The organism is Amycolatopsis sp. NPDC005232 (assembly GCF_040607795.1).
Classification (GTDB): domain Bacteria; phylum Actinomycetota; class Actinomycetes; order Mycobacteriales; family Pseudonocardiaceae; genus Amycolatopsis.
In genome coordinates this window covers 37,808-49,513 of the sequence record NZ_JBEXHL010000032.1, presented here as the reverse complement: position 1 = coordinate 49,513, position 11,706 = coordinate 37,808, and the positions used below count along the sequence as shown (strand labels likewise).

Annotated in this window: 9 protein-coding genes; 6 read left to right on the top strand and 3 right to left on the bottom strand. The window is 71.4% G+C overall.

The annotated features are described in order from the left end of the window. The first annotated feature begins 10 nt into the window (after positions 1-10). From ABZU76_RS40215 to ABZU76_RS40190, 6 genes are all read left to right on the top strand, one after another. Positions 11-328: a bifunctional 3-phenylpropionate/cinnamic acid dioxygenase ferredoxin subunit gene (locus ABZU76_RS40215; protein WP_354880072.1), complete on the top strand. Its 318-nt coding sequence runs from the start codon at positions 11-13 to the stop codon at positions 326-328. Continuing rightward, positions 325-1,512 (top strand): FAD-dependent oxidoreductase, encoded by a 1,188-nt coding sequence (locus ABZU76_RS40210; RefSeq protein ID WP_354880069.1) that lies wholly within the window; start codon positions 325-327, stop codon positions 1,510-1,512. The genes ABZU76_RS40215 and ABZU76_RS40210 overlap by 4 nt, the downstream gene beginning before the upstream one ends. A gap of 9 nt (positions 1,513-1,521) precedes the next feature. Beyond that, positions 1,522-2,388, top strand: coding sequence for a LysR family transcriptional regulator (locus ABZU76_RS40205; RefSeq protein WP_354880066.1), 867 nt, complete (start codon positions 1,522-1,524; stop codon positions 2,386-2,388). 114 nt (positions 2,389-2,502) lie between these two features. Next, entirely contained in the window at positions 2,503-4,860 is a 2,358-nt protein-coding gene (locus ABZU76_RS40200; RefSeq protein ID WP_354880063.1) for an arylsulfatase, read from the top strand. Between the two features lie 86 nt (positions 4,861-4,946). Then, positions 4,947-5,351: a GntR family transcriptional regulator gene (locus ABZU76_RS40195; protein WP_354880060.1), complete on the top strand. Its 405-nt coding sequence runs from the start codon at positions 4,947-4,949 to the stop codon at positions 5,349-5,351. Further along, positions 5,348-6,214: an ABC transporter ATP-binding protein gene (locus ABZU76_RS40190; protein WP_354880057.1), complete on the top strand. Its 867-nt coding sequence runs from the start codon at positions 5,348-5,350 to the stop codon at positions 6,212-6,214. The genes ABZU76_RS40195 and ABZU76_RS40190 overlap by 4 nt, the downstream gene beginning before the upstream one ends. 786 nt (positions 6,215-7,000) lie before the next feature. Here the strand turns inward: ABZU76_RS40190 and ABZU76_RS40185 are convergent. From ABZU76_RS40185 to ABZU76_RS40175, 3 genes are read right to left on the bottom strand one after another with little or no spacing between them, the layout of a single operon-like run. Beyond that, a complete protein-coding gene (locus ABZU76_RS40185; RefSeq protein WP_354880055.1) occupies positions 7,001-7,648 on the bottom strand; it encodes an AAA family ATPase in 648 nt (215 codons plus the stop codon). A gap of 58 nt (positions 7,649-7,706) precedes the next feature. Then, entirely contained in the window at positions 7,707-10,436 is a 2,730-nt protein-coding gene (locus ABZU76_RS40180) for an HAD-IC family P-type ATPase (RefSeq protein WP_354880052.1), read from the bottom strand. Positions 10,437-10,474: 38 nt separating this feature from the next. Further along, positions 10,475-11,452 carry a polyphosphate kinase 2 family protein gene (locus ABZU76_RS40175; protein WP_220240520.1) on the bottom strand — a complete coding sequence of 326 codons (978 nt, stop codon included), beginning with the start codon at positions 11,450-11,452 and terminating at the stop codon, positions 10,475-10,477. Between the last annotated feature and the right edge of the window lie 254 nt (positions 11,453-11,706).

Below are 11,706 nucleotides of genomic sequence, written 5' to 3'. Positions count from 1 at the left end.
GGAGGCCCAGATGCTGCGCGCGTGCACAGTGGACGAACTGTCCCCCGGCGAATCCGTCCGGATCGCGGGGCCCGAGCCGATCGCGGTGTTCAACGCCGACGGCGAGCTCTACGCGATCGGCGACACGTGCAGCCACCAGGACGCGTCCCTGGCCGACGGCTGGCTCGAAGGCTGCTTCGTCGAATGCCCGCTGCACGCAGCACTGTTCGACCTGCGGACGGGGATGCCGTCGTGCCTGCCCGCGAAGGAGCCGGTGCGCACGTACGAGGTACTCGTCGACGGTGGCGTGATCTACGTGCAGGCGGAACGCGCCGAGGACGCCGCGTGAAAAGCGTCGCGATCGTCGGCGCTTCGCTCGCCGGGGCGCGAGCCGCGCAGGAGCTGCGCGCGCAAGGGTTCGACGGCCGGGTGGTGCTCGTCGGGGCCGAACCGCACCTGCCCTACGACCGGCCACCGCTGTCGAAGGCCTTCCTCGCCGGCACCGCCGAGAGGGAGTCGCTGGACCTGCTCGATGCCGACGACACGGCGTCGCTGGAGCTGCGGCTGGGCACCCAGGCGGAACGGCTCGACGCCGCCGCCGGCCGGCTCGTGCTCTCCGACGGCGGTGACCTGGCGGTGGACGGCGTCGTGCTCGCCACGGGCGGGCGCGCGCGGACACTGCCCGGCACGGAGGGCGTCGCCGGGGTCCACGTGCTGCGGACGCTGGACGACGCGCTGGCCCTGCGCGCGGAGCTGGTGTCGGGCGCGCGGGTGGTGATCGTGGGCGCCGGGTTCATCGGGGCGGAGGTCGCGTCGACCTGCCGCTCGCTCGGTCTCGACGTCACCGTGCTCGAAGCGCTGGCCACGCCGCTCGAACGCGTGCTGGGACCACAGCTGGCCGAGGTGTGCTCGCGGCTGCACGATCGTCACGGCACGGTCCTGCGCTGCGGCGCCGCCGTCGACGAGCTCGTGACCGCGGGCGGGCGGGTGACCGGCGTCCGGCTCGTGGGCGGTGAGGAACTGCCGGCCGACGTGGTCGTCGTCGGGATCGGCATGGTGCCCGCGACCGAGTGGCTGGCCGGTTCGGGCCTCGAGGTGGGCAACGGCGTGCACGTCTCGAGCGGGCTCGTCACCGCACTGCCCAACGTGGTCGCGGCCGGCGACGTCGCGGCCTACCGGTCGGCGGCCCACCCGTCGGAGAAAAGCGGGCGGCGCCACCGGCACGAGCACTGGACCAACGCGAGCGAGCAAGCCGGTGTCGCCGTCGCGAACCTGCTCGCCGGCACCACCACGCGGCACTACGCGCCGAGCGGCTACGTCTGGTCGGATCAGTACGAAGGCACCCTGCAGCTCGCCGGCCACCCCGAGCCCGGTGACGAGGTCGTGTTCACCGAGGGCGGCCCCGACGACCCCGCGTTCGTGGCGACCTACCAGCGCGATGGAGTGACGGTCGGGGTCTTCGCACTCAACAGTGCCAAGCAGTTCACCCGGTTGCGGCGCCAGGCCTTGCGGCGGCCCGCCCCCGTGGCCTGAACTGCGGGGATGGAACGCCGCCAGCTTCAGTACTTCCTCGCCGTCGTCGACCACGGCGGTTTCACCAACGCGGCCCGGCGGCTGCACGTCGCGCAGCCGTCGCTCTCGCACGCCGTGCGCACGCTGGAAAAGGAACTCGGCGGGCTGCTGTTCCACCGCCTGCCCCACGGCGCCACGCTGACGCCGGCCGGCACGGCGCTCGTCGCCCCGGCCCGGCAGATCCTGCGCGACCTTTGCACGGCCGACGCGTCCGTGCGCGAGGTCCTCGGTCTCGGCGGCGGGACGCTGGACCTCGCGTCGCAAACCACGCTCGCCGTCGACCCGCTCGCGAAGCTGCTCGGCCGGTTCCGCGCGGCGCACCCCCGGGTCCTCGTGCGCGTGCGGGCGCCGGAGACGGGCTCGGACGTCGTGAACCGCGTCCGAAATGGACAGAGCGAGGTCGGTCTCGTCGAGTCCGGTGCCGAAACGCCGGGGCTCGCCGGGCTCGACCTCGCCGAGCAGGAGGTGTTCGCCGTGCTGCCCGCGGACTCGCCGGTGCGCGACGTGCTGCCGGTGACCGAGCTCGCCGCGCTGGACCTGGTCACCACGCCGCCGGGCACGGCGACGCGGTGGATCGTCGAGGAAGCCCTGCGCGGCACGGCCGAGCCCCGCGTCGTCGTGGAGACCGAGCACCGCGCGATGATCGTGCCCCTCGTGCTGGCCGGAGCCGGTGCGGCGCTGCTGCCCCGCGCGATGGCCGAAGACGCCCGTCGCCAGGGCGCGATCACCGTGCCACTGGACCCGCCGTTGCTGCGGCGCGGCCGGATGGTCTGGCGCACCGGGCCGCTCTCCCCCGCGGCCGAACGGTTCCTCGCCCTCGCGGGCGGGACCCCATAAGGATCACCTCTCGGGCTGATCGAATTCCGGTCTGGGCCACCCCCGTCCGGAGCCTGGCCGCCGCGGGCTCGCCGCTGTGAAGCTCGTTGGCGTCCGCTTCGGAAGGAGCCCTTCATGTCCGCGTTCCCCGCCGGGCGCCACGTACTGCCGCGCCCGGACGTGCCCGTGCCCGCGCCCACGGCACTCGACGTGCGCGAGCAGCGCGGCAGGGGAACGCCGATCGGGCCGGTACCACCACCGGAAGGCGCGCCGAACGTCGTGGTGGTGCTGGCCGACGACCTGGGTTTCGGCACGTCGAGTGCGTTCGGCGGCCCGTGCGCCATGCCGACGGCCGACCGGCTCGCGGCCGGCGGGCTGCGCTACACGCGCTTCCACGTCACGGCGCTGTGCTCACCGACCCGCCAGGCGCTGCTGACCGGACGCAACCACCACTCCGTCGGCATGGGCGGCACCACGGAGATGGCGACCTCGGCGCCGGGTTACCACGGCTTTCGCCCGCGCAGTGCCGCCACGCTCGCGCAGATCCTGCAGGGCAACGGGTACAGCACAGCCGCGTTCGGCAAGTGGCACCAGACGCCGCCGCGCGAGATCAGCGCGGTCGGCCCCTTCGACCGGTGGCCGACCGGCGAGGGGTTCGACACCTTCTACGGCTTCCTGGGCGCGGAGATGAACCACTGGTACCCGTTGCTGTACCAGGGAACCACGCCGGTCGAACCCGGCCGGCGGCCGGAGGACGGCTACCACCTGACCGAGGACCTCGTCGACCACGCCGTCGACTGGGTGCGCACACAGCGCACGCTCACGCCGGACCGCCCGTTCTTCACCTATCTCGCCCTCGGCGCCGCCCACGCGCCGCTGCACGTCGGCCGCGAATGGCGCGAGCGCCACCGCGGCCGGTTCGACCACGGCTGGGACCGGCAGCGGAAGCTGACGCTGGCGCGGCAGAAGGAGCTCGGCGTGGTGCCCGGGGACACCGAACTCGCGCCGTGGGCCGAAGGCGTGCCGCGCTGGGACGAGCTCGACGACACCCGCCGACGGCTGGCCGCGCGGTTCATGGAGACGTTCGCGGGGTTCGTCGAACACGCCGACACGCAGGTCGGCCGGTTCGTCTCCGCGCTCGACGAGCTGAGCGAGCTCGACAACACACTGTTCCTCTACCTGCTCGGCGACAACGGCGCGTCGGGCGAAGGCGGCGTCGAGGGCACACTCGTGGAACACCGGCTGGGCCACGGGCTCGTCGACGACCCGGAGGAGATGATCCGCCACCTCGACGAGATCGGGGACCCCGGCACCTACCCGATCGCGCCCGCCGGGTGGGCGCTCGCGCTGAACACGCCGTACCAGTGGACGAAACAGGTCGCCTCGCACCTCGGTGGCACCCGCGACGGGCTGATCGTGCACTGGCCCGCGGGCGGCGCCGAGGCCGGCGGGCTGCGCCACCAGTACGGCCACGTGATCGACGTACTGCCCACGATCCTCGACTGCGCGGGCATTCCCGCGCCCCACAGCGTGGACGGCGTGCAGCAGCAGCCGATCGAGGGCGTGAGCCTGCGCGAGACGATCACCGACGCCGCGGCGCCCGAGCGCCACCACACGCAGTACTACGAGATGTGCGGCAACCGCGGGATCTACCACGAGGGCTGGACCGCGGTGACGCGCCACGGCGTGCCGTGGGAGATGGTGGCGACGAAGCGTCGGCCGTTCTCCGACGACGTCTGGGAGCTCTACGACCTCACCCGCGACTGGAGCCAGACCCGCGACCTCGCCGCCGACCACCCCGTGAAATTGCGGGAGCTGCAGGACCTTTTCCTCGTGGAGGCGGCGAAACACCAGGTGTTCCCGCTCGACGACCGCGTCACCGAACGCGAGAACCCCGTGCTGGCGGGGCGGCTCGACCTGCTGGGCGCGCGGACGTCGGTGACCTACCGCGGTGGGATGCGGCGCTTCACCGAGGAGACCACGCCGAACGTCAAGAACCGCTCGCACGTCATCACCGCCGACGTCGACCTGCCCGCCACGCGCGCGTCCGGCGTCGTCATCGCGCAGGGCGGCCGTTTCGGTGGCTGGACGCTGTACTTCGCCGACGGCCGCCCGGTCTACGTCTACAACTACTTCGGCCTCGAGCACTTCACCGCGGTGGCGACCGACCCGCTCGCCCCGGGCCGGCACGAGCTGCGCCTCGAGTTCACCTACGACGGCGGCGGGCCCGGCCTCGGCGGCGAAGCCGTGCTCACCGCCGACGGCGAGAAGCTCGCGGCGGCCCGCGTGGAGCGGACGATCGCGTACTACTTCTCCTTCGACGAGACGCTCGACGTAGGCGTCGACCTCGGCACGCCGGTGTCCGACGCCTACGCCGCCGGGACCAACGCGTTCACGGGGCTCGTGCACACGGTCCGGATCGACCTCGGTCCGGCCGCCGAAGTGGCTGAAGACGACGGCGGCCTGCAGCGACGGATCATGGGCGCCCAGTGACCACCCCCGGATGATCAGCACTCTGACCGGCCGTTAACCTAGTTCCCTAGTCAATTGGGGTAACCGATACAGGGGTAACGGACACGGTGTTCGAGTTCCGGTTCGAGAGTGGTTCGGGTGTGCCGCCGTACCTGCAGCTGGTGCGGCAGGTCGAGCACGCCGTGCGGCTCGGTGAGCTCAAGCGGGGCGACCAGCTGCCGACGGTCAAGGAGGTCGCGCGCCAGCTCGTGATCAACCCCAACACCGTGCAGAAGGCGTACCGCGAGCTGGACCACCGCGGCATCGTGCGCGGCCGGCCCGGAATGGGCACGTTCGTCGCGCGCGACGACCCGGCAGGCGTGTCGCCCGAACGGCAAGCGCACCTGCGCGCCGGGTTCGAGCGGTGGATCAACGAGGCTCGCGGATCGGGCCTGACCGTCGCCGACGTCGAGGCCCTCGTCTCGTCCGTGCTCCTGCGCATCGGAAAACGTTCTGGGAAGGACAATGAGTGAGCACAGCGGCGATCGCGACCCATGCCCTGGGCCGGCGTTACGGTCGCGCCTGGGGGCTTCGGGATTGCACACTCGAAATCGACGAGGGTCGCGTGGTCGGCCTCGTCGGACCCAATGGCGCGGGGAAGTCGACCCTGCTGAACCTCCTGGCCGGGCTCCAGCGGCCCTCGGCCGGAAATCTCGAGCTGTTCGGCCGGCCGGTGAAGCCGGGACAGCCGACCGACGGCGTCGCGTACCTCGACCAGCGGCATTCGCTCTACGAGTCGTTCCGAGTGCGCGAGATGCTCGAAGCCGCGCGCCGGCTCAACCGGCGCTGGGACCACCGTGCGGCGCTCGACCGCGTGCGTGAGCTGGGCATTCCGCTGCAACGCCGCGTCGGCGAGCTCTCCGGGGGCCAGCGGGCACAGGTGGCGCTGAGCGTCGCCCTCGCGCGGCGACCGGAGTTGCTGGTGCTCGACGAGCCCGTAGCGAGTCTCGACCCGCTCGCCCGCCGCGACCTCATGGGCAGCCTGATGGCGGCGAAGGCCGACCACGACTGCACGGTAGTGCTGTCCTCGCACGTCGTGTCCGAGCTGGAGCGGCTGTGCGACCACCTCGTGGTGCTCGATCACGGCCGGGTCGTGCTGTCCGGCGACGTCGACGATCTCATGGCGGAGCACGTGCGCCTCACCGGTCCGGCGTCCACTGTGGACGAGATCCGGATCGTCCCGCTGTCCTGCGAACGCCGGGGCGACGCGGCCACGATGCTCCTGCGCGGTCCTCGGCCGGCGCTTCCGCCGGGCTGGCGCGCCGAGCCGGTGTCGCTGGAAGACCTCGTGCTGCACCACCTCGCGGCCGGGCAGCCGAAGGAGGTCGCGGCGTGATCTGGGTTTCCTGGCGGCAGGACCGCGCGCGGCTGCTGGGCCTCGCCGTCCTGTTCGTCGTACTGGCCGCGGGCTACGTCGCAATGGGCGCCGGCATGCGGTCATCGTTGTCCACAGTGGACCTGCCCGATTGCTTCGCCGGCGCGCCAGACCCGCAATGCGGTGACTGGCCGACGCTGATCGCCTTCGTGCACAACTACGCGCAGCTGCTGCTGACGCTCCTGCCCGCCGCGCTCGGCATGTTCCTCGGCGCGCCTGTCGTGGCCACGGAGCTGGAGCACCACACGTTCCGGTTCACCTGGACGCAGTCGGTGACCCGCGGTCGGTGGTTGGGCTCGAAGCTGCTGCTCGGCGGCACGTTCTCCGTGGCCTACGGGCTCGTCTTCGCCGCCGCGTACGCGTGGTGGTTCGCGCCGGCCACGCGGGTCGACGGCTGGTTCCCGACCTTCGACTTCGGGCTCGTTTCCTTTCCGGCGACCTGCCTGTTCGGCTTCGCGCTCGGAGTCGCCGGCGGCGCGGTGTTCCGGCGGACGCTCGCCGGCGCGGCCGTGGCGCTCGTGGGATTCCTGCCGGTGATCGTGGTCGTGAAGAACCTCGTGCGCCCGCGGCTGCTCTCCCCCGTGCTCACCGAGCAGACCCACTTCGGCGATCTCACCGTCGGCACGCAGGTGTTCCGCGACGGCGCCGGCGTGATCCACAGCTACGACGAAACCCTGGCCTTGGCCGGGGTCGGGCGGCCCCCGATCCCGGGAATGGAGCCGGTCGACAAGCTGGCCGCGGCCGGGTTCACCCGGCTGTACCCCGTGCAGCCGGCCGGGCGGTTCTGGACGTTGCAGCTGTGCGAGGCGGGTCTGTTCGTGCTGTTGGCCGCGCTGTGCGTGGCAGGGGCGTTCTGGTGGGTCCGTCGGCGCCTGGCCTGAGCACCGCGTACGGAGCGGCGGAGCGGGTGAGCACCTGGGCGCCGGCGAAGCCCGGGGGCACCCGCCCCGCGAGCAGCTCCTCCCGCGCGACGCGGGCCCTCACGACGTGCCGCGCGAACGAGCGGCTCCGCACGAGCCGCGCGCGGCGGTGCTGCCCCGCCAGCGCCTCCTCGGCGCTCGCGTCGAGCCACAGCAACCGGGCCGGACGCCGGGTGCCCCGGGCCACCAGTCCGAGCCACCGGCGGGTCGACGCGCGGGTGGCGGGCTCGTGCACGACCAGTGGCCCGCGTCGCAGAGCCGCGAACAGCACGATCCGCGCGCGGTGGCACACGTGCACCACCGGCCGGTAGAGCCGGTACGGCACGGCGGCGGGCAGCACGGCTCCGAGGCGTCCGCGGACCTGGTCCGAATCGAGCACCCGCAGGGAGCCGGCGGCGTGGCGCAGCAGGGTCGTCTTGCCGGCTCCGGGCAGTCCCGCCACCACGAGCAGGTCGCGGCTCCCGAGCTCGATCACCGTGCGCTCCATGCCCTGACAACGGGCAACGAAAGGTAATGGTTCCTTTACTTTTTCCTCACGTGCGATTGACCCGGTGCGCGCCGCTCCCCTTCAGCCACCGCGCCACGGCCTTGCCGGCCTCCCACAGGATCAGCAGCGCGACCGCCGGGACCAGGGCCCAGAAGAACTCCGTCAGCGTCAGGTCCGTGGTGCCCAGCAGCTTGTTGAAGACGTCCATCTTGATGACCAGCACCGCGAGCACGAACTCGCCGAGCATCGCCCAGTTCATCTGCTTGCTGTCGAACGTGGCGATCGTGAGTGCGGTCCCCGTCTCGCTGCGGCATTCGACCGCCGCCACGATCAAGCACATTGCGAAGGCCGTGAACGCGATCGTGGTGGCGACCTCGGCGCTGCCGAAGTACGTCTGGCCCAGCGAAAGCAGCAGGAGCAGCCCGACGGTCACGACCAGCCCGGAGAGCCCGACGGTGACGAACACCGGGCGGGTGAGCACCGACTCGCCGCGCGGCCGCGGTTTCAGCCCCATGAGCCCCGGTGTTTCGCGGTCGAAGCCGAGCGCGAACCCGAAGGGCGCGTTCACCACGAAGTGGATCCACAGGACCTGTGCCGGCGTGAACGGCTCCCCGGCCGCGATGTTGAACAGGCTGGCGCCCAGGAACGTCAGCACGAACACGACCAGCAGCACCAGGACGAAGCGGATGTACTTCGTGAGGTTGTCGTAGATCTTGCGGCCCTGCTCGACGGCGAACACGATCGTCGCGAAGTTGTCGTCCGACAGGATCATCCGGCTCGCGTTCTTCGCGACGTCGGTTCCGCTGCCCATCGCGATCCCGAGGTCCGCCGCTTTGATGGCCGGCGCGTCGTTCACGCCGTCGCCGGTCATCGCGACGACGTCGCCTTTCTTCTTGAGCGTGTCGGCCAGGATCACCTTGTGTTCCGGGGAAACGCGCCCCACGATGCCGATGTCGTCGATGCGGGACAACCGTTCGGCCTCGGGCAGGTCCGCGAACTCCGAGCCCAGGACCGCGTCACCCGGGATGCCGAGCTGCTTCGCGATCGCCGCACCGGTGGTGACGTCGTCTCCGGTCACCATGCGCACCCGGATGTGGGCCGCCTGTGCGCTGGCCACCGCGGCTTGGGACTGCTCACGCGGCGGGTCGACCATCGCGACCAGGCTCATCACCTGCAGGCCGGTCACGTAGGACAGCAAGTCGCCTTCAGGGTCGAACGTGGCCGGGTCGAGGTCGCACTGGGCGGCGGCCATCACACGCCGGCCCTGCGCTTCCATGCTCTTCATGCGTTCGCGGGCCTGCCGGTTCACGGCGTCGTCCCAGGGCACGGACTCGCCGCCCGACAAGGCGGTCGCGGCGCGGTCCAGCACCGCGGGCGCCGCGCCTTTCACGAAGCAGCGCACCACCTCCCGGCCCGAGTCGTCGGTCGTCGGGTGGAAGGTGGCCATCAGCTTGTACGACGGGTCGAAGGGCAAGGTCGCCGTGCGCGGCAGCTTCTCCCGCGTGGCGTCGACGTCGAGACCGGCTTTGGCGCCGAGCACGAGCAGGGCACCCTCCGTGGGATCGCCGACGACCTTGGCGTCGACGATCTTCGCGTCGCTGGCGAGCAGGTAGGGCAGGATCGCGCTCTCGATGCCGCCCGCCGAACCGGCGGCGTGGTGCACCTTGCCCTCGAGGCTGTACCCGATGCCGCTCACGGTGTAGCGGTCGGTGTGGTTCACCACCTCGACGGCGGTCATCTGGTTCATCGTCAGGGTGCCGGTCTTGTCCGAGTTGATCGCGGAGGTGAACCCGAGGGTCTCGACCGAAGGGAGGTCCTTGACGATCGCGTTGCGCTTGGCCAGGTCCACGCTGCCGAGCGACAGGATCACCTGGCTCACCGTGGGCAGCGCCTCGGGGATGGCGGCGATCGCCAACGAGATCGCGCTCACGAACAAGACGTCCCACGACAGACCACGGCCGCGGCCCAGCACGAACATCACGACCATGGTGATCCCGGCTGCCGCGGCGATCCACAGCGTGAGCGTGTTGAGCTGCTTCGTCAGCGGCGACTTCTCGCGCGTCGTGGCCGACAGCATCCCCGAGATCTTGCCCAGCTCCGTTTCCTGGCCGGTGCCGGTCACGATGACGGTCGCGCTGCCGTGCGTGACCGGGCAGTTCATGAACGCCATGTTCGACTGGTCGCCGGGGCCGAGCTTGCCGGCGGGCAACGCGACCGCGTCCTTCACCGCCGGTGTGCTCTCGCCCGTCAGCGACGACTCGTCGATCTGCAACGCGTTGGCCACGACGATGCGGCAGTCGGCGGGGACCTGGTCGCCCGCCGTGATCAGCACGACGTCGCCGACCACGATCTCTTCGGCCGGCACCGCTTCTTCGACCCCGTCGCGGCGCACTCGCGCGGTCGCCTTCATCATCGATTTCAGCGCGTTCATCGCGCTCTCGGCTTTGCCCTCCTGGCGCAGGCCCGCGATCGCGTTGCCGACGGTGAGCGCCAGCAGCAGCGTGGCCGTGCCCCACTGCTTGATCACCAGCGACACCGCGGCGGCCGCGACCAGGATGAGCTGCATGTAGCTGGTGTACTGCTCGAGGAACCGCAGCCAGGCCGCTTTCGGTTTCTCCTCGGGCAGCGCGTTGGGACCGTTCACGCTCAGCCGCTCCGCGGCCGTCGCCGAGGAGAGCCCGAACTCCAGGTCGACGCCGAACGCCGAGGCCACGTCGCCGGGGGTGCGTGAGTACCAGTTGTGCTCTTTCGCCGGCGCGTGCTCCTGTGCGACCATTTCCGCCCTCCGATCGCCGTGAGCCGAAACCGCGGTCGTCAGTGCTTCGTTTTCTTCTTCTTGTCCCGTTTCTTCTTCTCGGCGGCGGCGTACGGGTCGGCCGGCGCGCCTTCGGGTGCTTCGCTTTCCAGCTCCGCCCGCGCGACGAGGAGGTCGTCGCGCCGCTCGTCACTCACCGTCGGGTACTGGGGGTCGATGTCGATCAGGGTGTGCGCCAGCACGGCGGCCGCGCACGTGCGGGCGAACCACTTGCGGTCGGCCGGGATCACGTACCACGGGGCCCATTCCGTGCTGGTCGCCGAGAGCACCTTGGAGAACGCGCGCTGGTAGTCGTCCCAGAACCGGCGTTCGCGGGCGTCGGCCGCGGAGAACTTCCAGTTGCGGTCGGGCCGGTCGATCCGCCTGAGGAACCGCGTGCGCTGCTCTTCCTTCGACAGGTTGAGGAACATTTTCACGATCTTGAACCCGTTGTCGGTCAGGTAGCGCTCCCAGTCGTTGATCTCCCGGAACCGGCGCGCCCACACGTGCCCGCGCCGCGCCGACGCGGGCAGCTGCTGGTGGTCCAGGTGCTCCGGGTGCACCCGCACCACGAGCACCTCCTCGTAGTGCGACCGGTTGAAGATCCCGATGTCCCCGCGCGCGGGTAGCCGGCGCGCGTAGCGCCACAGGTAGTCGTGGTCCAGTTCCTCGGACGAGGGCACCTTGAACCCGCTCACCCGCACGCCCTGCGGGTTCACGCCGCTCATCACGTGCCGGATCGTGCCGTCCTTGCCCCCGGCGTCCAATGCCTGCAGGCAGACCAGCACGCCGTAGGTGTTCTGGGCGGCCAGGCGCCGCTGGTAGTCCGCCAGCAGGGTGACTCCCGCCGCGAGCAGCTCGCGGCCGTCCTTCTTGCGCAGCACGTCACCTCGGTAGGCCGGGTCGAAGTCCCGGGAGAGGCGGACCTTCGACCCCGGCTCGACGCGCAGCGGCCTGATGAACTCCGCGATCCGCTCGGCCCGCTTATCGCCCGCCATGGTTCAGTCCTCTTCGCACCGACCAGGGTCCCTTCCCCGGCGACGCCTAAACCTTTCAACCACTGCGGGTTTCCCCATCACCTGCTGAGGGCGAGATATCCCGCCGGCCCGCGCACCGCCCGCCTCGCCGGCAGCGCGGGCGCGGGCAGCGGCGGACCGGTGCGCCCGGCGGTCCCGCGGTGGAGCCCTTCGACGCGCGCGGCCTCACCCGTTTCGGGTGAGGCGCGCGGCGCGAACCCGGTTCCGCGGCACGA